We start from the raw sequence: 23530 nt of genomic DNA on the forward strand, positions 1-23530 counted from the left end.
TCACCGCTGACTGTTGGCGAGCAACGCGTACTGCGCGGCTGCCCGCTGCTGGGTTTCCCACAAACGGGCACCGAGCACCAGCGCCGCGTACTTCCGGTAGGCGACAAAGCAACGGAATTGGCCATTCTTGGGCGCGAGATAGTCCTGTACGCACAATGCGCCGGGCACATCCGCGGGCGGATCGACAGCTCGACGGTCAACGGCCGGACCGAGTTCCGCGGACTCGGTGACGAACCGTGCCGCAGCGGCGTCGTCCCGGGTGCGGAAGCCGAAAGCGTCGGCTGTCACCGCGACCCGATCGACTCCCGCTCGCTGCAATACCGGAAACCGGCCCGACTGATCCAGCAGATAGTTGAGGTACCCGCGCAACGTCAGCACCACCTCACCCTGACCATCCGGCGGGGGAACAACACCTTGGTCGTGGATGACCCGGGCGAGCAGACCGTCCGGGTCCTGGCGCAGCGTGCTGAACTTTCCGACGGGTGTCGGCGTGAATTTGTCGAGCTCGATGACCTCGGCGTCGAGATACTTCTGGGTCGCCTCGACCAGTCGATTGATATCTGGCGTCCGCGAATCCGCGAGCACACTGATCACATAACTCCCATGTGCGGTCGTGCTACCGAGCGTCGGCACCGAGGGACGCCAATGTGCCCGCGAATCAGCGTATTTGGGCAGCGTGACGGCAACGTTTTCCGGATTGAGCGCGAAGTCCACGGCGTCGAGTTCGGCTGCCGCGGCCTTCGCCGCCGCCGCGTCCGGGAAGCGCAACACCGTCACGGTAAGCCCCTCCCGCTCGTGGCTGCCGGAAGCCGCCGTTGTGAGCGGTAGGACAGCATCGGCCGAGCCGGTCGAAAATCCCAGGACGAAACCGTATTTCAGCAACACCGGGAGCACCGGCTCGGCGAGGTACCGCGTCACCGACTGCGCGTCCGTGTGCACGAGAGCCGACGCCCCGGTGGAGTATTTCGGGTCCACCTCGTGTGGACTCAGCACGGCGTCGGCCATTCGAGCAGCCTCCAGCCGGGCGTATCCGACATCATCCAGGAGGACCGACATTTTGGGTGGTGCGGTCGGAAACCTGCCCGTATCCAACGTTCGCACGTCGAGTTCCGCGGCAACGCCGGTCCCCCGCACCGGCGACGCACATCCGCCCACCCCGATTACGGCGGCGACGATGGTGCAGACCGCCACGGCCGCTCGCGCATTCCAGTTCATCAACTCACCTGCGGTAGGTTTTCCAAGATGTTCTGCAGCACCAATTGGGCTGTCAGACATCGGAATTCGGGATGTTCCGACATGGTCGGGTTATCGACCTGCACCGTCACCACCTCCGCGTCACTGTTATCGATGCGCCGATACTGGCTGCGGCGTACACAGGTCGGCGAACCCAATTCCGCCTCGTCCAAGAACACGATATTGCCGCCACCGAGGTCGAACGGTATGGGCTTTTCGGTCGGCACGGGAATCTTCGTGCGTTCGAACGAGACCGTGACCGTGCCGGTCGAGATCCATGTGCAGGTATGTAGCGAATCCGCGGCTCCGCGAACCTTTTCGCCGATATTCAACTTGACCACGCTCGAATCGACGAGGGCACAGGGGTCGTGCCTGGCGAGTGAGTTGCGAATGTTCGGGAGCTGCGGCAGCTGTTCGGCCAGTCGATGCGCGAGTTGGGCGGCAGCGTCGTCCGCGGTGGTGCACAACGTGTCGGATTGCGCACCCTTCACCCGGACTGCGATACCGAACTGCGGATCCATGTTCGCGGGGAACAGCGCCCGTCCGCAGCTGTCGGTTCCGCTGGTCACGTCCTCCAGCACCGGCACTCCTTCGGCGCGTCGACCGTTGTCCCGATAGGCCTCGACCCGCTTGATATCGAAGTCGAACTGATAGCCGCCCGCCTCGGCCGCACACGTTCCCCACCGGGTCGAGCTCGGCTTCTTCGTCCAGTCTCCCAACGATGCGACCAGTGGCTCGGCCACCGCGGCGCACAGGTCTACCGAGCGGAGCTTCGTGAGGTTCAGCGACGCAAGCGGATTCACCGTCTCGGCGGCCGGGCGGTCATCGCCGCCACCGAAGACGGTGGGCCCGGCGAGGATGCCGCCGACCACGAGCACCACCGCCGCTGCCGCGATCAACACCCGCTTCCGTCGCCTACGCAGCGCGCTCGCGCGTTGGATCTCGACGAGTGCTTGCAACTGCTGCTCGAAGTCGACACTGTGCGAGGCCGCAATGGGCGACGGCTCCGCGCCCACCAGCTGGGTAGCTTCCGGGTCGGCCAGCAGCGCCGACATCTCCGCCGCCTGTTCATTGATCGCCTGATGCACCTCGGCCGACCAGGGCCGATGCTGCGGCGGCAGCGGGCCGAGAAAGTCGAGGAGCTGAGCTGGCGTCGGGCGGTCCCGCGGATCCTTGCTCAGGCACGGCAGCACCAATTCCCGTACCTCGGACGGCAATCCGCTCAGGCCGGGTTCGGTGTGCACGATGTTGTACAGCGTGTGCGGTAGGGACGATCCGGCGAACGGGCTGGTGCCACCGGCCGCCATCGCGAGCACGGCGCCGAGGGAGAAGACGTCGCTGGCGGAAGTGAGCGGCAGCGATTGTGCCTGTTCCGGCGACATGAACGCGGGTGAACCGATGATCGAGCCGGTGTGCGTGAGCTCGGAACGGCCCTCGACCGCCCGCGCGATACCGAAGTCGATGACGCGTGGCCCGTCCTCGGCGAGAATCACATTGGCGGGCTTCAGATCCCGATGGATGAGTCCGGCGCCGTGGATGGCCACCAGCGCGGCGGCGAGCCCGACCGCGAGCTTGTGCACTTCGTCGGCGGTCAGCGGGCCGAAATCCTTGACGGCCTTGTCCAACGGCACGCCGGGGACGAAAACCGACGCCAGCCATGGCGTTTCCGAGTCGACATCGAAGTCGATCACCGCGGCGGTAAAGGCACCGGAGACCTGCGCGGAGGTCTGCACCTCGCGGCGGAACCGCGGCAGGAAGTCCGACTCGGTCACCAGGTGCTGATGCACCTGCTTGATCGCGACCAACCGGCCGTCCGGCCCGACACCGAGTAGGACCCGCCCCATTCCGCCGGAGCCGAGTTGGCCGAGCAGCCGGTACCTGCCGATCCGGTCGGGGTCGCCGGGCTCGAGACGTGTCACCATCAGGAACTCCCCATCCGGGCCGCGACCCCGGTGATTATCGCTTCGGTTGTGGCACAGGCTGTTTCAGCGGCGGCAACCGCTGCCGGTCGCGCGGTCACGGCGATCACTTCTCCTCGATCTTCGATGGTCGGGCGCACCAGATAGTAGGTCGCGCACGTTCCGTCAGGGTCGATCCGGCGCGCCGACGGGAAGTCGCCGAGTTTGCCGCCGTTCACGAAGAGTGCGGTGTACCTCGGGTCGGAGTCGACTCGCTTAGCTTCGGCCGTGTGCAGCGTGATCACGAACGGGGCGCCCGGCCAGGTGCAGGTGTGGGCGTCCACGATCGTCGGCTGGACACCAGCGCCTACATGTGCGGCGACGATGGCCTGGTCCACCGATTCACATGGAACAAGCCGGACGACAGACGTTTTCGGCGGCTGCACGCTCGGCGGATTTGTGACAAGGCGAGTGACAACAGCTTTCAACGCGTCAGCCGCCAGCTTGCAGGAATCGCCTTCGGCCTCGGTGATTTTTACTTCGACGCCGAGTGTCGGCTGGGTGCGTACCGCCACCGCGCGCCCGCAGGAGCCCGCCTGCGTCGTGGTGTCGAGAACGGAGCGATCCGCCACCTGCTCGGCCAGCTGCCTTCCGGCTGCCACCGATGTTCCGACAGCAAGGTCCATCCGGACCTGTCGTCCGTCCGTTTCGACGAATGGCGTTCCGCAGCGCGACGAATCCGCCAGCTCGGGCTTGACCGGCTGTCCCAAGCTGCCGACGACATCGTTGCCGAGCAACGCGCAGGTGTCGGCGAGGCGCAATTGTTCATCGGTCAGTTCCAGCGTGCGGTTCGCGAGCGGATCGGCGGCCTCGGGCGGGCTACCGCGGTCCACGAGGAATATCGTCACCGCGCCTGCGGCCAGCAGAACCAGCACAGCCGCCGCCGCAACCCATCTCGCGGTGCGCCGCGGCGCGGGGCGATCCGGCACCTCACCGCCGGAATCGGCCCAACGCTCGGCCTCCGCACGGTCCTGGATGATCTGCCTGCGGATCCCCGCGGGCCAGGCGGCGCGGGCGGTAATCGCCGCCACCGAGTCGATCAGCTGCGTCGGATCCGGACGATTCGCGGGGTTCTTGTCCAAGCAGGCAGCCACGAGGTGCCGCAGTACCGATGGCACTCGACTCGTATCCGGGTGCTGGTGCACGACGTTGTACAGCGTCTGCGGTGCCGATGCGCCGAGGAACGGGCGCTGCCCCGTCGCCGCGAGCACCAGCATCGCGCCGACCGAGAAAACGTCACTGGCGGTGCTGAGTTCGTGGCCCGACGCCTGTTCGGGGGACATGAAGGCCGGCGAGCCGAGCAGCGTGCCGGTGCTGGTGAGCTGGAGGTCGGGCACCACCGCGCGGGCGATACCGAAATCGATGACGCGTGGGCCGTCTTCGGCGAGCAGGACATTCGTGGGTTTGAGGTCGCGGTGGATCATGCCAGCGCGGTGGATTTCCAGCAGGGCGGACCCCAGACCCGCGGTCAGCAGCCGGAGGCCGCCGAGTGACATCGGGCCATGCTGTTCGATGGCGGCGCGCAGGTCAGGGCCGGGGACGAAAACCGAGGCCAGCCAGGGTTCCTCGGCGTCGGCGTCGGCGTCCATGACGGCGGCGGTGTAGGCGCCGGTTACCCGTTGGGAGGCTTGGACTTCGAGGCGGAAGCGGGTGCGGAACTCGGCGTTCCTGGCCAAATGGTGGTGGATCATCTTGACCGCGACCAGACGTCCGTCCGGTGAGCGGCCGAGCAGCACTCGACCCATGGCGCCCTGGCCGATGACCGCGATCAGGCGGTGGCGACCCGCCGTGCGCGGATCGTGTGGGCCGAGCGGCTTCACCGTGTCCCCTCCCCTGGAGTGCTTGTCGGGGATCGTACCGGCGCACGGGTGACGCGTCCCGGTGTCCGGCCGACGCCGAAGCCCGGCCGTACCGACGCTCCGGCCCACGCGCGGCCCGACCCGTGCCCGGCTGGCGGGGGCAAGATCACCGATCGGTTCCGCGACAGGAGGTCGTGGAGGTGGCGGATTCCGGCCGTCGCCGGGACCAGTCGACCGGTTTGTCGAGTTCCCCAGCAGCTTCAAATGCGTCATGCTTGCTGGTACAGACGTTATTTGCGGGTATATACCTGGGTAGGGCCGCACTCGGCGCGATGGTGTGACGTAAGCCCCGTAAAGTCGTCTCACAACAGCACCACACGAAGAACGCGGCACACCGTGCAGCGCGAGGAGCACCAGTGTCACTCGATCAGCCACTCGCCCCGCTTCCCCAGGAGGGCATGGGCTTTGCTTCTGCGTGGCCCATCCGGGCAGGCGATGTGGACCCCTACGATCGGCTGCGTTTCGACGCCATCGCCCGCTACCTGCAGGACATCGCCTGGGAAAATCTGCATAAGACGTTCTTTCACCGCACCGACCCGAATTGGATTGTGCGCCGCACGGTGATCGACGTCATCCGGCCGATCCTGTGGCCGGACGAGGTACAACTGCTGCGCTGGTGCTCGGCGCTGTCGACCCGCTGGACCAATATGCGGGTGCGCGTCACCAGCACGAACGGCGGGCTGATCGAGACAGAGGGCTTCTGGATCAACATCAGCGAGTCGACCGGGATGCCCGCGCGGATCAGTGACGAGGGCCTGGCCTATCTCGGGCAGACAACGCAGGAGCATCGGCTGCGCTGGCGGCCGTACCTGACCGACACCGCACCGGCGGAGTCCGACACCGATATGCCGTTCCCGGTGCGGGCGACCGATATCGACCAGTACAACCACGTCAACAACGCCTGTTACTGGCAGGCGGTGGAACAGTTCATGGTCGAGTACCCCAAGCTGCTCGCCGGTCCGCATCGGGCGGTCATCGAGTACGTCGCGCCGGTGCTCGCGCGCCAGCACGTCACCGTCCGCAGCCGCTACGAGCCGGGTGACCGCACCGGGCGGCCGGTACTCCGGCTTTGGTTCGTGGTCGGTGGAACGACCACGACCGTCGTCCGCATCATGCCGTTGCCACCCGAATGAAGCACGCCGACCGGAACCTCGCGGATCCCGGTCGGCGTCGGCGTACTCAGCCGCGCGCGGCCTTCAGCAAATCCTCTCGGGTGGTGAACTTGACCCGCGGCCGTCCCGCGGACTTGCCCGCCGCCCGCTCGGCCTGATCGATCGCCCGCCACCCTTCCCGGTCCACCAGGTCGGCGTGCCGCTGCCCGAGCAATGCCTTCAACGAGGCGCGATCCGCCTCGGGCGCACCGAGTTTGCCCGAGGTGAAGTCGGCGATCAGGTTCTCGACGGTTTCCTCGGCGTCGATCCGGTTCGAGCCGATGACACCGCGGGGACCACGCTTGATCCAGCCGCTGACGTACACGCCGGACAGCGGGGTGCCGTCCGCGCCGATTACTCGGCCGTGTTCGTTCGGCATGACCCCGCGCCGCTCGTCGAAGGGCAGGTCGGCCACGGCCGCGCCGCGGTATCCGATGGACCGCAGCACCAGCCCGGCGTCCATCCGCTCGGTGCGGTCGGTCGCCCGCGCCACCAATTGGCCGTTCTCCTCGAACAATTCGTTGTGCACGAACTCGATCGACTCGACCCGGTCGGTGCCGGTGAGCGCGGTCGGCGAGGCCAGGTAGCGGAAGACGATCCGCTTGTGGTTCGGATCGCGCCGCCCGCCCGCGTACTCCTCGGCGAGGGTGTATTTGAGCTTCAGCGACGGCTCGACGTTCGGATCGTCCAGCAGTGCCTGGCTGGCGTGATCGAGCGCGAGGTCGGCCTCGTCGACGATGACGTCGATGCCGTTGAGGTGGGCCAGCGCCAGGAACTCCGAAGACGTGTACGCCGCCTGTAGCGGGCCGCGCCTGCCGAGCACGACCACCTCGCGAATATTGCTGTGGCGCAGGGCGTCCAGCGCATGGTCGGCGATGTCGGTCTTGGCCAGTTCGTCTGGCGAGACCGTCAAGACGCGGGCGACGTCGAGCGCGACATTGCCGTTGCCGACGATCACCGCGCGCTCGCCGGACAGGTCGAACTGCCGGTCCGCGAAGTCCGGGTGGCCGTTGTACCAGGCGACGAACTCGGTGGCCGAGTGGCTGCCCGGCAGATCCTCGCCGGGCACGTCGAGGCGGCGGTCGGTCGACGCGCCGACCGCGTAGATGACGGCGTGGTGGTGGCGCAGCAGTTCCTCGTGCGAGATGTGCGTGCCGACCTCGACGTTGAGGTAGTACTGCAGTGCTTCCCGCCGGAACGCGGACTCGAACAAGCTCGACACCGTCTTGGTGCCCGGATGATCGGGCGCGACGCCCGCCCGGACCAGACCCCACGGCGTCGGCACCCGGTCGAACATCTCGATCTCCACGTCCGCTCGGCGCAGCAGCTCGTCGGCCGCGTAGCAGGCCGCGGGACCGGCGCCGACGATCGCCACCCGCAGCGTGCCGAGTTCCTTCGGCGGCCGCGGCGGCGTCACGATCGGGTCGAAGTTGGATTCGAGCGGGTGCCGTTCGAAATACGCGGCGTTGATGTCGCGGTATCGGGCCAGCGATGCGGTCAGGTCGTCCTCGGAGAAGATGGCCTCCACCGGGCACGCGTCGACGCACGCACCGCAGTCGATACAGGTGTCGGGGTCGATGTAGAGCATCTCGGTGGTCGCGAACTCCGGTTGATCCGGGGTCGGACGGATGCAATCGACTGGGCACTCGGAAACGCAGCTGGCGTCGTTGCAACAACGCTGCGTGATTACGTAGGCCATATTGTGCAGATCCTCGAAGATGTACGTGGGCTGTAGGCCACCCGGTGGGCAGAGGTGGACAGAAACATCACGACGCGGAACCACCGCGATGTGACGCCGCTTTCAGTTTGCCTCGAGTGTGGTCGAGGCCATGCGACCGGAGGCCTTACGGTATCCCCATGGTGCGGACTCTGATCCTCATGCGACACGGCAAGTCGGCGTATCCCGACGGTGTCGGCGACCACGAGCGCCCGCTGGCGCCGCGCGGACAGCGCGAGGCCGGACTGGCCGGCGCATGGTTGCGCGAAACCCAGCCGCCGATCGACGCGGTGCGGTGTTCCACGGCGACCCGCACCAGGGAGACATTGGCGGCCACCGGCATCGACGCGCCGGTCGTCTATGAGGCCGGGATCTACGAAGCCTCGCCGCAAAGCCTCATCGAGCTGGTCCAACTCAGCGACGACGACGTGTCGACGCTGCTGGTGATCGGGCACGCGCCCGGAATGCCGTGGACCGCATGGGAGTTGGCGAGCAATCGGAGTTCGACGCCCGCCATCGAGCTCAGTCGAAAGTTCCCGACCTCCGCACTTGCGGTGCTCGAGTTCGACCGACCGTGGCGGCAGGTCGATCCGGGAACCGGTGAGCTGGTGCGTTTCCACATACCCCGCTGAGTCGTTGGTCAGCGCAGCAGCTTGCCGCCGACCACCACGACCGCGCCGAGGATGACCAGCAGCACGAACGCGGCGAACCCGCCGAGCAGCCACCACACGACGGCGAGCGCGAGCACCACCGGCGCCACCGCGATGGCGGTGATCACGGGGCTTTCCTTGACCGTCGCGAGGGCCGAACGGGCCCTGATCCGGTTGACGTCCTTACCAGGCATGCCACCAGCGTAGGCCGGAAGTCAGGACTTTGTCGGTGACCGATGGGATGCTCGGGCGATGGATTGGAAAATCGAGCTCATCGCGATCCCGGTAACCGACGTGGATCGCGCGAAGGACTTCTACACCAAGATCGGTTTCAACGCCGATCACGATCATCGGGTCGACGAGAACATACGGTTCGTGCAGCTCACGCCGCCCGGTTCGGGATGCTCCATCTGTATCGGGGAAGGCATCACCGACGCGGCGCCGGGCAGTGTGCGTGGCATGCAGGTGGTGGTGGCCAGCGCGGAGGACGCGTACCAGCAACTGGTGGCCGCCGGGGTGGAGGCGAAGCCGGTGGAGACGCTCGACTGGGGGAAGTTCACGTACTTCGCTGATCCGGATGGGAACCAGTGGGCTGTGCAGGAACTGCCGAAGTACAACTGACGTAGGGCCTTTCGACCCGTGACCGAGGTCGGACTCCGGAGCTCGGAGTGGCGGTTACGCCACTCACGTCAGTCCAGCTCCTCCAATAGGTCCAACCGGATGGTCAGCGGGCACGGCGAGGTGGTTGTGTAGACATCGGTCACCTCGCCGTCATCGACGTACCCGAGCTCTTCGGTGTGCCGGAAAGCTACCAAGCTGAGTGGCGGGCTCAGGTCGATGATCCAGTAGTGCGGAATTCCAGCGTCTGCGTACTCGCTTCGCTTCATGACGTAATCCGTTCGCCGGGAGCCCGGCGAGACGATCTCTACAACAAGATGGACAGCGGATGCGCGGAGGATTCCCGCTTCGGCACGAACTCGTTTGAATTCGGCGCGTTCGACCACAACCAGATCCGGCCGACGGACCGTGGCGGGCCCATCCTCCGGAACCAACTGCAGGTCGAGGTCGACATCGGGCACGGCAATCAGGTCCCGCGGAAGCTGAGGCTTCACCTGGACGTAGAGCTCGGCACCCGCGACGTTGTGTTCCGGCTTCGGCGACGGCGAAATGGTAAGAACCCCCTCTTGCAACTCCCGATGGCACAGCTCGTCCTCAGGAAGTGCCAAATAATCGGCAATCGTCAGCAGCTGCCACGGTTTCGGAAGTGCCGTCACCCTCGCTCCTCAGCTCGTCCCGCCCCTGGTCGGCTCCAGTGTCCCACGCAAGGTACGCACTCGGCCGTAACCCGACCTCGGTTTTACGTAGATTGGACTTGCTTGGAGTGCACTCCAGGTGACTAGCGTCGTCGGTGTTCAACGGGAAGGGCGAGTGTCGTGAGTGAAGCCGCACGGAACGAGCGAGGCAGCGACTGGGAACAGCCGAGGTATTCGATCGGTGAGGTCGCCGAGCGGTCGGGGCTCAGCCGGGACACGCTGCGCTGGTACGAGCGGATCGGGCTGATGGATTACGTCGGCCGGGACCACGCCGGTAAGCGGCGGTTCAGCAACCGTGACCTGGAGTGGCTGGCACTGATCGGCCGCCTGCGCACCACCGGGATGTCGGTGGCGGACATGGTCCGCTACGCCGAGCTGGTGCGGGCCGGGGAGTCGACGTTCCCCGAGCGGCTGGAGATGTTCCGCAACACGCGCGCCGAGGTACTCGCCAAGATCGATGAACTTCGTCAGACCGTGGCCGTACTGGACTACAAGATCGACGTCTACGAAGGCAAGGCGCAACTTGCCCGGCCGGCCACGATCACCGTGCAGAGGGAAGGGATCAAGGTATGACCACCACCGAAACGCTGCCAACGACCACGCTGGGAGCCAGCGGCATCGAGGTCGGCGTGCAGGGGCTGGGTTGCATGGGGATGAGCGAGTTCTACGGAACCACCGATCTCACCGAAGCACGGGCGACCCTGGACCGGGCGCTGGAACTCGGCGTCACGCTGTTCGACACCGCCGACATGTACGGCTCCGGCCACAACGAGGAATTCCTCGGCGAGTTCGTGCGTGCCCATCGTGATCGGGTGGTGCTGGCCACCAAGTTCGGCATCGTCCGCAAGGCCGACGACCCCGCCTACCGCGGCATCGACAACTCGCCCGAATACATCCGGCAGGCGGTGGAGGCCAGCCTGCGCAGGCTCGGCATCGACACCATCGACCTGTACTACATGCATCGTCGCGACCCGGCGGTGCCGATCGAGGACACTGTCGGCGCACTGGCGGAGTTGGTGCGGCAGGGCAAGATTCGGGCGATCGGCCTGTCCGAAGTGACCGGGCCAGAGCTGCGCGCGGCGCAGTCGGTACATCCGATCGCGGCCGTGCAGTCCGAGTGGTCGATATTTTCCCGGGATGTCGAGCGGACGGTGGTGCCCGCCGCCACCGAGCTCGGCGTGACCTTCGTGCCGTACTCGCCGCTGGGCCGCGGCTTTCTCACCGGTGCGGTCGCGGCGGCCGGGGAACTCGCGGAAGGCGATGTGCGGCGGGTTTTTCCGCGCTTCGCCGAGGACAACGCCGCCCGCAACGCCGAACTGCTCGCTCCGCTGCGGACCATCGCCGAGGCGCGCGGTGTGACGCTGGCGCAGGTGGCGTTGGCCTGGTTGCACGCGCAGAGTCGAGTGCGCGACCTGTCGGTGGCTCCGATTCCCGGTACCCGCAGCAGGACTCGGCTCGCCGAGAACGTTGCGGCCGCGACCATCGCACTGAGCGATGACGAGCTGGTCACGCTGGAGCCGATCGCGGGCCAAGTGACCGGAAACCGGTACGGAGACATGTCTTTCACCTCTGCGGGCCGGGAATAACAAGCACCACAACAGATCAGGAGTCCACGTGCCTTCGCTGACGCTCAATGTCCGGTTCACCGCCAAGCCCGGCCGCGAGGCCGAGCTGCGCGAGGTACTGCTCGGCATGATCGAACCGACCGTCGCCGAGGAGGGCTGTCTCGGCTATGAGCTCTACCTGCATCCCACCGATCCGAGCCGGGTCGTGCTGCTGGAGGAATGGGTCGACGCCGACGCCTTGGCCGCGCACTTCGAAACCGCGCACCTGAAGCACTGCGCGGCGGCCTTGGACGACATCCTGTTCGAGCCGTTCCAATTGCGGCGGTTCAACGAGATCTAGCGACCACAGCGCAGCCCGGCAATCGCCGGGCTGCGCTGTTTCGCACAGGCGGCGCTGTCTCAGTGGAACGTGCGCCCGCCCAGCGACGCGCTGATCACCGCGGGTGGCGTCCAGCCGACCATGAGATTCGCCCGCTCCTGCGGCGTGAGATCCTGCCTGGCCCAGATGCGGTGCGCGCTGCGGCGGCAGGCGGCGACCAATGTGGGTGCGGTGCGGTTGCGGAACCTCATGGCATTTCTCCTTCGATGAACCTCCCATATTCGTGCCGCGCGTCGACCCGCGCGAGAGGCGACGGAGGATCTCTACGAGTTCCGTATGCCGGTGTAAATGAACTCGGACCTCGGTCCGTTTGAACGCGGCCCCGCCGCGTGACGGGGTGTGCGGGCCGCTAGCATCCAATGGAGTGAAGCCCGATGTACCGCATGACCGCGTCTGGATCGACAAGCAGACGCCCGCCGCGTTCCGTGCCCTCGGCAAGGTCGCCAGCGAAGTACGCGCCGCCGGCGCCGAAGTCGGCTTGGATCGCAAGCTCATCGAGCTGATCAACCTGCGGGTTTCCCAGATCAACGGCTGCGCCTATTGCCTGGACACACACCAGCGTGCCGCGCTCGCCGCGGGGAATACCCCACAGGAATTGGCCGTGCTGCCCGCATGGCGTCGCACGGAGCTGTACTCACCGAAGGAACAGGCGGCTCTCGAGCTGGCCGAGATCACCGCGACGCTGCCGGACGAGGACACGATGGAGCGTGCATACGCTTTCGCGCGCGAACATCTGACGGACGATCAGCTGTCCGTCGTCGTCTGGGCGGCCACCACGATCGGCGCGTTCAATCGCGTGTCGATCCTCAGCAAACATCCGGTACGCGCATCGAAGGAGAAGTCGACCATGACCGCAGCCGCTTCGGAATCCACGGTTGTCCGCAACGACGAGAAGCACCGGTACGAGGTGTTCTACGGCGGCAAGCTCGCCGGGTTCGCCGAATACGAGGAGCGCGACGACGAGACAGTGTTCACCCACACCGAGATCGATGGTGCGTTCTCCGGTAAAGGTCTCGGCAGCACGCTCGCCAAGCACGCCATCGAAGACGCGGTCGAGCGGGAGCGGGCGATCCGGCCGCAGTGCCCGTTTATCAAGGCGTACCTGGACAAGCACCCGCAGTACGACGCGCATGTCATCGGCAAGGGCATTACTCGGTGAGTGATCTCGATCCGCAGCCTGCGGAGACGCTGTGCGAGCCCGCGCCCGGACCGGGCGCGGTGGCCGAGCTCTATCCGTCGCGCGAGGTGCCGCTCGGTGGCGTACGCGGCGTCTTCGTGGAACGGGTACTGCCGCAACGGGATCTGCCGACCGTCGGCGCGTGGTGCTTTCTCGATCACTTCGGCTCGCCGACGGTCACCACCACGGGGGCGTCGCCGGATATCGAACCGCACCCGCACATCGGCTTGCAGACGGTGACCTGGCCGTTCGACGGGCGGATCCGGCACCGCGACTCGGTCGGCTCCGACGTGGAGATCGAGCCGGGGCAGCTGAACCTGATGACCTCGGGGCGCGGCATCGCGCATTCCGAGTACGGCGTCGCGGGTGCACACGCCGGGCACGGCCTGCAGCTGTGGATCGCCTTGCCCGGCAACCGGACCGGGATCGACCCGCATTTCGAGCAGCATCGTGAGCTACCGGCCTACCAGGCGCCCGGCATTCGCGCCGTCGTCCTGATCGGCTCGCTGGCGGGCGTCACCTCCCCCCGCCACCGCGTACACGCCGATCGTCGGCGCGGATGTGCGGCTGGAGCCCGGCGCCGAGGTCACCCTCCCGCTGGACCGCGGCTTCGAGCACGCGGTACTGGTGATCGAGGGTACGGTGACGGTCGACGACACCGCGCTCACCGCCGGACCACTGCTGTATCTCGGCACCGATCGTGCCGAGATTACGCTGAGCAGCACCGCCGGTGCACATTTCGCACTGATCGGCGGCGAGCCGTTCGGCGAGGAACTGGTGATGTGGTGGAACTTCGTCGGCCGTAGCCATGAGGACATCGTCGCGGCCCGAAACGATTGGGAGAACCGCGATCTCAGCCGTTTCGCGGCCATCGCAGGCCACCCGCCCGAGCAGCGCATCCCCGCGCCGCCCCTGCCCGGCCTGCATCTGAAGCCGCGTAAGCGGCGGATCGGTCCGGCCAGAACCTGATCGGACCGACGGGCGAATCAACACTTGACCTCGAGTTTGGTTGAGCTTCTAGCGTGGAGCTCGACCACAACGAGAGGTGCAAGACTATGACGACAACTCCGAGCACGACTATTGCGCCGGTCACGGTGACGGTCCTCGGACTGGGCGAGATGGGTTCCGCCCTGGCGAATGCCTTTGTGAGCAACGGACATCCGACCACGGTGTGGAATCGCACACCGGGTAAGGCCGATGCGTTGGTCCGCGCGGGTGCGCGGGCCGTGTCCGAGCCGGGGCAGGCGGTGGCGGCCGGCGAGCTGGTGGTTGTCAGCGTGCAGGGCAACGACATCGCGCGCGAGATCCTCGAATCGGCAGGCGAAGCGCTGGCCGGGCGCACCGTGCTGAACCTGACCGACGGCACCTCCACGGCCGCCCGTGAGGTGGCCGAACGGGCGGCCGCACAGGGTGCGGACTACCTGCACGGCCAGATCATGACCATCGCCCCCGGCATCGGGCAGCCCGAATCCGTGGTGTTCTATGGCGGTTCCGAAACCGCCTACGGCCGTTACGGTTCGGCGCTGACGCCGCTTGCCGGGCGCGGCGCCTGGATCTCCGCGGATCCGGGCATGCCCGCGCTGTACGGGATGGCCGTGCACGGCACCATGTGGGGACTGCTCAACGGATTCCTGCACGCCGCAGCCCTCCTGTCGGACGCGGGTGTAGGCGTACGGCAATTCCTTTCCCATGCCGAGCCGTCGATGTCGGCACTCACGTCGTTCCTGCCGTTCCTCGCCGACGAGGTCGACAGCGGCGAGTTCGCGGTCCCGTTCGGAGCGCTGAAGCATCACCTGCCTTCGATCGAGGATCTGTTGCGCGAGAGCGAATTTCGTGGCATCGATGCCGAACTTCCGCGCTATACCCGAGCTCTCGTCACCAAGCTGGTCGAAGCCGGGCACGGGAATGACAGCTACTCCCGTGTCGTCGAGCACTTCAGGAAGGGCTGACACCGCCAGGACGTACCGTTGCTCGACGAACGACGGCCGGGCTACGGAACCGCGGTGAACAGTTCGTAGCTGTGGCCGTCGGGTGCGTGTACGTAGACTCCGCGACCGCCGCCGAGTTGGTTGACGGCACGGTCCCATCCGTGCTGCGGGGCGGAGCCGTAGTCGACGCCGGGCCATTGTTCCAGTCGGCTCAGGACGGCGTCGAAGGTTTCGTCGTCGACGAGGAATCCGTAGTGGCCCGGTTCGACTTGCCCTCGGTCGTCGAAGTCGAAGGTGAGGTCGGCGTTCACCTGGACGGGTACGAAGGGGCCTGCCGGTGCACCCACCGGCAGGCCCATCAACTCGGCGAAAAATGTTGCGGCGGCATGTTTGTCCGCTGCGGACACGATCGTGTGGTGCAAGACAATGGCCATGACTGCCTCCAAAATAGATGCGATATGCATACAAATATACATGCGTTCCGCATGTTATTGGCGGCGACCGGCTAGGCTGGCAGCATGAGCAGACGGGCGACCGCCAGGCCCGGGACCGCCGCCGACGGTGGACCCGCACTCTTTCGGCTGGTTCGATTCTGGTCACGGCGCTGGATCCACCGGACCTCGCACGATCTGCCCGACGAGCTGCGGCACGCGCAGCATGTCCAGGTGGTCGAGGCCGTAGCCGCCACCGTCGAGCAGGGCGGCGAGGCCACGATCACCTCGGTGGCACATCAACTCGGACTCGATCATTCAGGGGCGAGCCGCATGGTGCGCGATGCCACGGCGGCGGGCCACCTCTCCCGCGCCGAGTCCGAACACGACCGCCGCCGCACCTCGCTCGCCCTGACCGCCAGCGGCGAACGGCTGCTCGCTGACGCTCGCGACTGGCAGCGCCAGATCTTCACCGAGCTCACCGCCGACTGGGACGAGCTCGATCGGCAGCGGTTCGCGGGGTACCTGCGACGACTGAGCAACGAAATCGTCCGCTGAGCCGAGTTGTCCTGCGCCCGAGCCTGCTAAGGTCGCCCACGAAACACACTGCGCAGGGGCAGCGCTATGGAAAGAGCACGATGAGATTTTCCAGAATAACCGCGACGGCACTGTTGGCCCTGGTCGCCACCGCGATCACCACGAGTGTCACGCACGCGGATCCCACCACCCCCGACACTCCGCTCGATGTGCGCGGCTCGTTCGCCGAAATCGCCTACCAGGTCGCGGCATCCGAGGATCGGCGCGCGGCGGTGACCACGGTCCAGGACGGCCGATTCGAATTGATCCGCGACGGCCGGGTCGTGACGCTGACCGACCGCGACGGCAGTGTCGTCGCCGCCGTGCCGATGGCGCTGCGCATCGGCGACCAACGGGTGGCGCTGCATCCGGTCATCGAGGACGCGGGGCACCGGCTCACCCTCGTTCCGGACAATATGTCGCAGACGCCGCTGCGCGATGTGAGCAGCCAGGAACGGTTCTTCGCCGAAGTCGAACGGAACATGCCGATCGTGGTGGCGGGCGCGGGCATCGGCGCGGCCATCGGCTTCGTGCTCGGCTTCCCACTGGGGCTCTTCGTCCTCGACTTCATCACGGTGCCGATCACCACGGTCCTCGGGGCCGCGATCGGCGCGGCGGCCGGACTCGCGGTGGGTGGCGGTCAGCCCGCGATCGACGCCGCCATGGACTACCTTTCCGGCGCGCCCTGATCCAGCACGCGGCCCTCGCTGACCGGCCCGTGCGGCTGCGGCGGACGCCGAGGATGGGTCTCCATGGTGTGTTGCTCGTCAGGTGCGATCACGCGCGAGGGGGTCGGCGGGGGCGTCCAGGGTTTGGGTTCCGATGACTCGCAACAGGTTCAACTTCTCGGCGGCGTCGGTGCCGGGACGGGGGAGGTAGACGAGCAGGCGTTGGGCGGAGTTCGGGGTGAGCAGGGTTTCGCAGATGGTGTCGATCAGGCCGACCTGCGGGTGCTGGATGCGCTTGGTGTCGGAAAGGCGTACCGCCACTTCGTGTTCGTCCCAGAGCCGGTCGAATTCCACGCTCTCGGAACGTAATCTGCCGATGAACTCGGTGACGTCGGGGTCGCCCGATCGCCGCGCGGCGGTCGCGCGCAGATCGGCAACGTGCTTGCGGCTCAGCCGGTCCCAATCCTCCTCGGGGAAGATCGCCCGCGACTCGATATCGGTGAACCAGCGATAGGCATAGAAGCGCTCCCAGCCGCGCCGGGTGGCGTGATCGCCGACCAGCAGGGTGTGCATGCGGTTCTGCACCAGCACCTCACCGAGGTCGGTGACCACGGTGGCGGCGGTGTCGTCCAGCTTGGCCAGCAGGTGCATCAGGCCGGGGCCGACGTGGCGGTCGGCGAGCTCGCGTCCCGGCGCGGCATGGTCGCACAGGTGGTAGAGATGGTCACGCTCGTCGCTGCTGAAGCGCAGCGCCCGCGCCAGCGACGCCAGCACCTGGATGGACGGGCGCGGCCCGCGCGACTGTTCCAGGCGGGTGTAGTAGTCCGTGGACATACCAGCGAGCAAGGCCACCTCGTCCCGGCGCAGGCCGGGGGTGCGGCGCCGGACACCGGGCGGCAAACCCACCTCCGCGGGCGTCAACTGCTCGCGGCGGCGGCGCAGGAAGTCGGCGAGCTCGGTTCGGTCCATACCTCCACTCTCCCCCGGAACCGGCGGCTCAGCCAGGGATCGGCAATCCCCCGATAAACGATCTCTGCCGCGATCGGTGCCGGAGGCGCAGGCTTGTCTCATGACGACATCCAAGATTCCCACAGTTCAGCTCGGCAAGAACGGACCGGCGGTCAGCCGGATCGGGCTCGGTGCGATGGGCATGTCCGGCATGTACGGGGCCGCGGACGATGTCGAATCCACCGCGACCATCCACGCGGCGCTCGATTCCGGTGCGAACCTCATCGACACCGGCGACTTCTATGGCGCCGGGCACAACGAGCTACTGATCGGCAAAGCGATTGCCGAACGGCCACGCGAGGACGTGGTGCTCAGCGTGAAGTTCGGCGCCCTTCGCGGACCCGGCGGCACCTGGGGCGGCACGGACAACCGGCCCGCGGCATTGCGCAACTTTCTCGTCTACAGCCTGCAGCGGCTCGGCGTCGATTACATCGACATCTACCGTCCGGCCCGGCTCGACCCGAACGTCCCGATCGAGGACACGGTCGGGGCCATCGCCGAGCTGATCGAGGCCGGGTACGTCCGGCACATCGGCCTGTCCGAGGTCGGCGTCGACACCATCCGGCGGGCCGCCGCGGTGCATCCGATCGCCGACCTGCAGATCGAGTACTCCCTGATCTCCCGCGGAATCGAGGCCGAGATCCTGCCCCTCTGCCGTGAGCTCGGCATCGACATCACCGCCTACGGGGTGCTGTCCCGCGGATTGCTCAGCGATTCGGTGCAGTCCGGAACCACGTTCGCCGCCAACGATTTTCGTGCGCACAGCCCGCGCTTCCAGGGTGAGAACCTGGGCCGGAACCTGAAATTGGTCGATGCGCTCGCCGCGATCGCGAAGGACAAGGGTGTTTCAGTCGCCCAGCTCGCCATCGCCTGGGTGCTGACGCGCGGCGCGGACATCGTGCCGATCATCGGCGCCCGCCGCCGCGACCGCTGGTCCGAAGCGGTAGGCGCACTGGATATTTCACTGACCGTCGACGATCTGTCCACCATCGAAGCCGCGGTGCCCGTCGACCAGATCGCCGGTGAACGCTACGCGTCCGAACAGATGGCGATGCTGGACAGCGAGCGCTGAGATCGGGCCGAGGGCGCGTAGCTGCGCCCTCGGTTGCTTCACGATCGTTTCGGGCGGATGACCGCGGTGAATGCCGCTGCGGCGACGGACTTTCCGGTGTTGTCGGTGATGTTCACCGGCACCTCCAGTTCGACCGCGGTCTTCGCCGCGATGTCCGCCCGCACCTGCCGCAATGTTTCGCCGGACACCTCGGACGTCGCAAGGTACGGCCCCGCATCGCCTTTGGCGCGGGCCCGATATTCGATCCGCCCGTCTCTGGCCACAATGAACGTGTCGCCCATCAGGTCGACGATGCCGGATATCGACGCACCCATCGCGGCGGTCTCCGCCAACCCGAACAACACCGCCGCATGCAGGTCACCGTTGTGGTTCAGGTGTTCGTCCCGCGGCGCCATCCGCACCACATTCCGTCCCGCGTCGAACTCGACCCCTTCGATCCCGGTGTACTGGATGAACCCCAGCTTTTGGAACCCCGCCATCACCAACTCCCCCATGGCCGCGCTGTCCATCGCATCTCCCACTCAAAGAACTGAAACGTGTTCTATTTTCATACCGTGGTGACGGGGTGTTGTCTACGCGAGGGTTCACTCAGGGCCGGTGATACGCCTTCGGCAGTGGGTAGCCGCGTTCGGAGAGGATGCTGCGCAACAGATCTGGGCGGTTGGTGATGAGGCCGTCCACGCCGAGGTCGAGCAGCGAGATCATGGTGGCTCGGTCGTCCACCGTCCACGGCACCACTCGCATTCCACGCTGATGCGCGGCCGCGACCAGTTCGCCGGTGGTGAAGGGCTGGTAGCCGGGGTCGGTGACACTGCCGTCCTGCGGGCTGCCGTGCACCGGCGACACCGCGTCGGCGCCGAAAGAGGCCGCGGCCGCCACATACTTCTGCTGGAGCGAGCCTGGGAAGTCATCGATGTCGATACCGCCCAACCACGGCGATGCACCGGACATCCCCGCCCGCAGGAACTGCTGGCCGTTGGTCAGCGCGACAAGGGGAAGTTCCGGTGCCACCTCCCGCATGCGCATGAGCGCACCCCAATCGAAACTCTGGATGGTGACCTGATTTTCGAGGTGAGCCTGCCGCACTTGCGCAGCGACCACTTGCACGAACTGTTCGCGCGGCGCGGTCTGCTCCGGTGCTCCCGCTTCGACCTTGGTCTCGATGTTCAGCATCACCTCGTCGGCTCGATACGCGTGCACGAGGTCGAAAACCTCCGACAGCAATGGTATTCGGGCGCCGGGCACGGTCCGCTGCTCCGGAAAAGCCGCCAAACGTAGTGAGCCGCAGTCGATGGTGCGCACCTGCGCGAGAGTCAGGTCACGAATGAACCTGGTGCCGGGCACATAAGGGAACTTCGGGTCCAAGGGGAAGGCGGGCGCGGTATCGACGCATTTGTCCGGACTCGGATCTCGATCATGGGTGACCACCGCGTACCCGTCCGCGGTGATCTGAACATCCAATTCGAGGGTGCGGACGCCGAGTTCCAACGCGTTCGCGAAGGCGGCCAGCGTGTTCTCCACCACCAGTGCCGTGCCACCCCGGTGCGCCTGCAGGTCGAACGGCGCTCGCGGTGCGTCCGCCGACGCCCCCGCCACTGTCAGCAAACCGGTCAGCAGGACCACCGCGACTCCCACCGCATACGTTCGACGCATGATCCTACTCTGACCGCCGCCACTGACGCCGCGGTGAAACCTGAATGAACCCTGGGCGGATCAGGGAACCAAGACGACTTTGCCGGTCGTCGCCCGATTCTCCAGCGCGGCGTGTGCGTCGGCCGCCGCGCTGAGTGGGAAGGTATGGACTGTCGGCACCATGCGGCCTTCAGCGGCGGCGGCTAGCGCGCGGGACTCCTCATCGCGCACCGCACGCGATCCCGCCAACATGATGGAGAGGGCGTCGATCACCGTAATGCCTTGTTCCCGAAGCTTTTCCGGGTCCGGTTCGAAGGCCTCACGGGACGCGTTGCCGTAGGTGACGTACCGCCCACCGTTGGCAAGCAAATCCACTGCCGCCCGGCCCTTCTCGCCCATGACGCCGTCCAGAACGACCGTCACCGCGCGGTCGCCGAACGCCTGCCGGACCGTGTCGGTCCAGTCGGGTGCGTTGTAGTCGACAGCCAGGTCGGCGCCGAGCGCGTCCACCGCCGCGACCTTGGCGCGCCCACCGGCCGCGCCGATGACGCGCGCACCGATATTGCGGGCGTGCTGCACGATCAACCGGCCGATGCCGCCCGCCGCCGAGTTCACCAGAACCACGTCGTCGGCAGTGAGGGCGGCGATGTCGAGCACTTCGATGGTGGTGGTGCCGGTGACGATCATCGCGGCGGCCGCCGGATAGTCGAGACCGACCGGAATGCGGTGCAGCGCAGGCAACTCCGCGACGGCCAGTTCGGCGTAGCCGCCGGACGTGCTCGCGGGCGTCACGACGTCGGCGCCGATCCAGGCGGGGTCGACGTCCGGCCCGACGGATTCGACGGTTCCGGCCACCTCGCCGCCGAAGACGGCGGGGAGTTCCGGTAGTGGCGGGCCGATCGGCAAGCCCGCCCGCATCGCCGTTTCGATCAGGTGTACCCCGGCCGCTCGCACGGCGATGCGCACCTGCCCGGGTCCCGGTGTCGGGTCCGGGACCGTCTCGTAGCGCAGGTTTTCCGCGGGGCCAAAAGTATGCAGGACTACGGCGTGCACAGCGTCTCCTCCGGTCAGAGCTCGATTGAGCTTCTGCGCCTAGCCTGCAACCTCAACGTTAGTTGATGTCAATACGCTCCTCTTCGCGCTGCCCGGTTCGATCGTCGGTCCGTTCGCGCACGTCATCCCATACAGCAAGGACAACGATGCCGATGAGCAGTAGCGCTCCGAGAGCCACCGCCAGTGCGTCGTTCACGCCCCCGAAACCCTGCATGCGCGGGCTACCGGGTCAGACCAGGCCGCCCGGTTTGCCTAATAGGTCGGTTAGGGCGGTATCGATGAACCGGGTGTCTTCGGGGTTGCTGCCGTGGCCGGCGAAATGGCCCCAGATGCCGGGGATCACGCGGAGTTCGGCGTTGGGAATGAACTCGGCGGCCCAGGCCTCGTCTTCCGGCGGGAAATAGAGGTCCTTCGCCGCGGGCATGATCAGGGCGGTCGCCTTGATCGAGGCAAGGGCCGCTTCGGTGTCGCCGTCGAAGCCGGGTGTGCGGCCGACGTCGCCGTTCTGCCAGGTCCAGAGCATGGCGAGCAGGTTGTTGGGGTCACGGCCGTCCAGGAAGAAGCCTTCCCAGAAGCCGATGAGGAAATCGTCGAGCGAGGTGTAGCCCAGCTTCTCGTACTCCTTCTCCCAATAGAAGGCCTGGGAGAAGCCCCAACCCGCGTAAACCCTTGCCAGGGCCCGCAATCCGATGGTCGGCCAGGTCTCGCCGTACCAGCCGTTCGCGAAGGCAGTGTCGGCGGTGAGCGCCGCCTTGACGCCTTCCAGGAAGACCTTGTTGTGCGGGCTGGTGCGCGCGGAACCGCAGAACGGGGCGATCCGCTCGACCATCTCCGGGTGGCTCACCGCCCACTGGTAGGTCTGGCCCGCCCCCATGGACCAGCCGGTGACCAGTGCGAGGCGCTCGATGCCGAATTTCTTTGTTACCAAGCGATGTTGCGCGGCCACCTGGTCGTAGACCGTGATGGCGGGGAAGCGTGCGCGGTCATACGGTTTCAGGGTGTTGCTCGGCGAGCTGGACAGACCGTTGCCGAGCATGTTCGGCACGATGATGAAGTACTCCGCCGGGTCCAGCGCCATCCCCTCGCCGATCAGCCACTCGTTGTCCCAATGTCGCCCGGAGAACCACGTCGGATAGACGATGGCATTGCTCTTGTCGGCATTGAGCTCGCCATATGTGGCGTAAGCCAGGAAGGCACTGCGCAACGTGGCACCATGCTGGGTAGTGAAGTCACCGAGATCGAAGATCTGGTGGTGGGCCATGTATCGACTCGCTTTCGCAACGGGCGGACCAGAATTCGGCAGGCCTCAGCCGCAGCCGCGCACCATCCACCAGCCGGACCCCTTCAATTGAAAATATTCTTACAGAAAATATTGCCCCCAAAAGTAAATTTCTGATCACTCTTTGCTGTGCGGCGGGAGTCAGAGGCAGGCATGAGCAATCGACGGGACTACTACCGGGATCCCAACGCGCCGAAGGCAAACAGTCTGGTGCCTGGTTGGTCCGCGCTCGTTATCGATGAGCGCGGCGGGATTTTGATGCAGCGCTCGGGATTTACACCGATCCCGAGCACGTCATCGCGTACGCCGACGGCTCCGCCTGCAACACCACGCCGCGCAACGGACGCAGCCGTTCCCGGGTTGAATCAGAGAGCATCGATCACAACGACCTGAACGATCACCTGAATCAGCAGCGGGCCGGTTTCGATCAAGTTGTAGAAGATGGTCACGCCGCCGATGTCCCATTAGTAGGCATTAGGTATCTCGTCCCCGGCCGCGCGAAAGGGCCTGGCACCCTTGGCAAGAGGAAGCGGATCGTCCAGCAGGTCGAGCAGAGCTAGGCGGACTTCGACCCGTAGTAACTCCGGGAGTTCGTATATCTGCTGCTCGGCGCGCGGAGCGACCTCTATGAGAACCTTACGGCCGGTCAAAGATGTCTTCCCGCTGCAGATCCTCCCGGGTCAACGTACGGAAGGCCGCAGGGTCGGCTGCGAACTGTGCCATGCCCTCACGGAGCTGGGCCGCGATCAGATTCTTGGCCTCCGTCTCCTGCAGGCGACGGAGCTCCTCGCGTTCGGCCTTGAGCTGCTGATACTCGCTCAAGCTCACGATGACCTCAACGACACCGTCAGGGCCGGTGATGACTCGGTGAGGATCACCGG

The 23530-nt window shown here is 66.4% G+C and carries 28 protein-coding genes and 2 pseudogenes; 14 read left to right on the forward strand and 16 right to left on the reverse strand.

Annotated features, from left to right (window positions below; all coding sequences use genetic code 11):
• Genes KV110_RS37435 through KV110_RS37445 form a run of 3 tightly spaced genes read right to left on the reverse strand, consistent with a single transcriptional unit; the run spans position 1 to position 5011 of the window.
• Positions 1-1215 (reverse strand): DUF7373 family lipoprotein, encoded by a 1215-nt coding sequence (locus KV110_RS37435; RefSeq protein ID WP_218471845.1) that lies wholly within the window; start codon positions 1213-1215, stop codon positions 1-3.
• Positions 1215-3155 (reverse strand): serine/threonine-protein kinase, encoded by a 1941-nt coding sequence (locus KV110_RS37440; protein ID WP_218471846.1) that lies wholly within the window; start codon positions 3153-3155, stop codon positions 1215-1217. The genes KV110_RS37435 and KV110_RS37440 overlap by 1 nt, the downstream gene beginning before the upstream one ends.
• Positions 3155-5011, reverse strand: a complete 1857-nt coding sequence (locus tag KV110_RS37445) for a serine/threonine-protein kinase (RefSeq protein WP_218471847.1) — start codon at positions 5009-5011, stop codon at positions 3155-3157. Before KV110_RS37445 ends, KV110_RS37440 begins: the two co-directional genes overlap by 1 nt.
• Before the next feature lie 395 nt (positions 5012-5406).
• Here KV110_RS37445 and KV110_RS37450 point away from each other — a divergent pair, with 395 nt between their 5' ends.
• Entirely contained in the window at positions 5407-6183 is a 777-nt protein-coding gene (locus KV110_RS37450) for an acyl-[acyl-carrier-protein] thioesterase (protein WP_218471848.1), read from the forward strand.
• A 46-nt stretch (positions 6184-6229) separates the two neighbouring features.
• On the opposite strand, the gene KV110_RS37455 is transcribed toward KV110_RS37450, so the two are convergent.
• Complete coding sequence (locus KV110_RS37455) at positions 6230-7900, reverse strand: FAD-dependent oxidoreductase (RefSeq protein ID WP_218471849.1); 1671 nt, start codon at positions 7898-7900, stop codon at positions 6230-6232.
• A gap of 158 nt (positions 7901-8058) precedes the next feature.
• On the opposite strand from KV110_RS37455, the gene KV110_RS37460 reads away from it, so the two are divergent.
• Positions 8059-8550: a SixA phosphatase family protein gene (locus tag KV110_RS37460; protein ID WP_218471850.1), complete on the forward strand. Its 492-nt coding sequence runs from the start codon at positions 8059-8061 to the stop codon at positions 8548-8550.
• An 8-nt stretch (positions 8551-8558) separates the two neighbouring features.
• Here the strand turns inward: KV110_RS37460 and KV110_RS37465 are convergent, their stop codons facing one another.
• A complete protein-coding gene (locus KV110_RS37465; RefSeq protein ID WP_218471851.1) occupies positions 8559-8762 on the reverse strand; it encodes a hypothetical protein in 204 nt (67 codons plus the stop codon).
• Positions 8763-8820: 58 nt separating this feature from the next.
• Between KV110_RS37465 and KV110_RS37470 the strand changes: the two genes are divergently transcribed.
• Entirely contained in the window at positions 8821-9189 is a 369-nt protein-coding gene (locus KV110_RS37470) for a glyoxalase superfamily protein (RefSeq protein WP_218471852.1), read from the forward strand.
• A 68-nt stretch (positions 9190-9257) separates the two neighbouring features.
• Here the strand turns inward: KV110_RS37470 and KV110_RS37475 are convergent, their stop codons facing one another.
• On the reverse strand, positions 9258-9842 hold the full coding sequence (locus KV110_RS37475; RefSeq protein WP_218471853.1) for a Uma2 family endonuclease: 585 nt from the start codon (positions 9840-9842) through the stop codon (positions 9258-9260).
• A gap of 159 nt (positions 9843-10001) precedes the next feature.
• Here KV110_RS37475 and KV110_RS37480 point away from each other — a divergent pair, with 159 nt between their 5' ends.
• Genes KV110_RS37480 through KV110_RS37490 form a run of 3 tightly spaced genes read left to right on the forward strand, consistent with a single transcriptional unit; the run spans position 10002 to position 11786 of the window.
• Positions 10002-10454 carry a MerR family transcriptional regulator gene (locus KV110_RS37480; protein WP_218471854.1) on the forward strand — a complete coding sequence of 151 codons (453 nt, stop codon included), beginning with the start codon at positions 10002-10004 and terminating at the stop codon, positions 10452-10454.
• Positions 10451-11467: an aldo/keto reductase gene (locus tag KV110_RS37485; RefSeq protein ID WP_218471855.1), complete on the forward strand. Its 1017-nt coding sequence runs from the start codon at positions 10451-10453 to the stop codon at positions 11465-11467. The genes KV110_RS37480 and KV110_RS37485 overlap by 4 nt, the downstream gene beginning before the upstream one ends.
• 28 nt (positions 11468-11495) lie before the next feature.
• Entirely contained in the window at positions 11496-11786 is a 291-nt protein-coding gene (locus KV110_RS37490) for a putative quinol monooxygenase (RefSeq protein WP_246634205.1), read from the forward strand.
• Positions 11787-11845: 59 nt separating this feature from the next.
• On the opposite strand, the gene KV110_RS37495 is transcribed toward KV110_RS37490, so the two are convergent.
• On the reverse strand, positions 11846-12016 hold the full coding sequence (locus KV110_RS37495) for a hypothetical protein (RefSeq protein WP_218471856.1): 171 nt from the start codon (positions 12014-12016) through the stop codon (positions 11846-11848).
• A 173-nt stretch (positions 12017-12189) separates the two neighbouring features.
• On the opposite strand from KV110_RS37495, the pseudogene KV110_RS41965 reads away from it, so the two are divergent.
• The 5 genes and pseudogenes from KV110_RS41965 to KV110_RS37510 form a co-directional block, all read left to right on the forward strand.
• A pseudogene (locus KV110_RS41965) lies at positions 12190-12651 on the forward strand (carboxymuconolactone decarboxylase family protein); the annotation flags it as partial.
• A gap of 21 nt (positions 12652-12672) precedes the next feature.
• Positions 12673-12984 (forward strand): GNAT family N-acetyltransferase, encoded by a 312-nt coding sequence (locus tag KV110_RS41970; RefSeq protein ID WP_343224205.1) that lies wholly within the window; start codon positions 12673-12675, stop codon positions 12982-12984.
• A gap of 116 nt (positions 12985-13100) precedes the next feature.
• Positions 13101-13343 (forward strand): annotated as a pseudogene (locus KV110_RS41720) (pirin family protein); the annotation flags it as partial.
• A gap of 220 nt (positions 13344-13563) precedes the next feature.
• A complete protein-coding gene (locus KV110_RS41725) occupies positions 13564-13971 on the forward strand; it encodes a pirin-like C-terminal cupin domain-containing protein (RefSeq protein WP_246634206.1) in 408 nt (135 codons plus the stop codon).
• A gap of 86 nt (positions 13972-14057) precedes the next feature.
• Positions 14058-14951 carry an NAD(P)-dependent oxidoreductase gene (locus KV110_RS37510; protein ID WP_218471858.1) on the forward strand — a complete coding sequence of 298 codons (894 nt, stop codon included), beginning with the start codon at positions 14058-14060 and terminating at the stop codon, positions 14949-14951.
• A gap of 41 nt (positions 14952-14992) precedes the next feature.
• Here the strand turns inward: KV110_RS37510 and KV110_RS37515 are convergent, their stop codons facing one another.
• Entirely contained in the window at positions 14993-15364 is a 372-nt protein-coding gene (locus tag KV110_RS37515; protein ID WP_218471859.1) for a VOC family protein, read from the reverse strand.
• Positions 15365-15448: 84 nt separating this feature from the next.
• On the opposite strand from KV110_RS37515, the gene KV110_RS37520 reads away from it, so the two are divergent.
• Together KV110_RS37520 and KV110_RS37525 are read left to right on the forward strand one after the other, a co-directional pair.
• Positions 15449-15919, forward strand: coding sequence for a MarR family winged helix-turn-helix transcriptional regulator (locus KV110_RS37520; RefSeq protein ID WP_218471860.1), 471 nt, complete (start codon positions 15449-15451; stop codon positions 15917-15919).
• A gap of 80 nt (positions 15920-15999) precedes the next feature.
• On the forward strand, positions 16000-16626 hold the full coding sequence (locus tag KV110_RS37525) for a DUF8020 domain-containing protein (protein WP_218471861.1): 627 nt from the start codon (positions 16000-16002) through the stop codon (positions 16624-16626).
• Between the two features lie 78 nt (positions 16627-16704).
• Here the strand turns inward: KV110_RS37525 and KV110_RS37530 are convergent, their stop codons facing one another.
• Positions 16705-17574, reverse strand: coding sequence for a helix-turn-helix transcriptional regulator (locus tag KV110_RS37530; RefSeq protein ID WP_218471862.1), 870 nt, complete (start codon positions 17572-17574; stop codon positions 16705-16707).
• Between the two features lie 100 nt (positions 17575-17674).
• Here KV110_RS37530 and KV110_RS37535 point away from each other — a divergent pair, with 100 nt between their 5' ends.
• Positions 17675-18685 carry an aldo/keto reductase gene (locus tag KV110_RS37535; protein ID WP_218471863.1) on the forward strand — a complete coding sequence of 337 codons (1011 nt, stop codon included), beginning with the start codon at positions 17675-17677 and terminating at the stop codon, positions 18683-18685.
• A gap of 38 nt (positions 18686-18723) precedes the next feature.
• On the opposite strand, the gene KV110_RS37540 is transcribed toward KV110_RS37535, so the two are convergent.
• The 7 genes from KV110_RS37540 to KV110_RS37570 all read right to left on the reverse strand — a co-directional run bounded on the left by KV110_RS37540 (position 18724) and on the right by KV110_RS37570 (position 23477).
• The gene (locus KV110_RS37540; RefSeq protein WP_218471864.1) at positions 18724-19194 is read right to left on the reverse strand and encodes a PaaI family thioesterase; all 471 of its coding nucleotides are present in this window, start codon (positions 19192-19194) and stop codon (positions 18724-18726) included.
• Positions 19195-19273: 79 nt separating this feature from the next.
• Positions 19274-20338, reverse strand: coding sequence for a glycerophosphodiester phosphodiesterase family protein (locus KV110_RS37545; RefSeq protein WP_218471865.1), 1065 nt, complete (start codon positions 20336-20338; stop codon positions 19274-19276).
• 60 nt (positions 20339-20398) lie between these two features.
• The gene (locus tag KV110_RS37550; RefSeq protein ID WP_246634207.1) at positions 20399-21370 is read right to left on the reverse strand and encodes a zinc-binding dehydrogenase; all 972 of its coding nucleotides are present in this window, start codon (positions 21368-21370) and stop codon (positions 20399-20401) included.
• 58 nt (positions 21371-21428) lie between these two features.
• Complete coding sequence (locus KV110_RS37555) at positions 21429-21566, reverse strand: hypothetical protein (RefSeq protein WP_218471866.1); 138 nt, start codon at positions 21564-21566, stop codon at positions 21429-21431.
• A 33-nt stretch (positions 21567-21599) separates the two neighbouring features.
• A complete protein-coding gene (locus KV110_RS37560; protein WP_218471867.1) occupies positions 21600-22631 on the reverse strand; it encodes an alpha/beta fold hydrolase in 1032 nt (343 codons plus the stop codon).
• Between the two features lie 482 nt (positions 22632-23113).
• Positions 23114-23299 carry a hypothetical protein gene (locus KV110_RS37565; RefSeq protein ID WP_218471868.1) on the reverse strand — a complete coding sequence of 62 codons (186 nt, stop codon included), beginning with the start codon at positions 23297-23299 and terminating at the stop codon, positions 23114-23116.
• Positions 23286-23477, reverse strand: a complete 192-nt coding sequence (locus KV110_RS37570; protein WP_218471869.1) for a hypothetical protein — start codon at positions 23475-23477, stop codon at positions 23286-23288. Before KV110_RS37570 ends, KV110_RS37565 begins: the two co-directional genes overlap by 14 nt.
• Positions 23478-23530 lie beyond the last annotated feature (53 nt).

Origin of the sequence: Nocardia iowensis (assembly GCF_019222765.1) — a bacterium.
Taxonomy (GTDB): Bacteria; Actinomycetota; Actinomycetes; order Mycobacteriales; family Mycobacteriaceae; genus Nocardia; species Nocardia iowensis.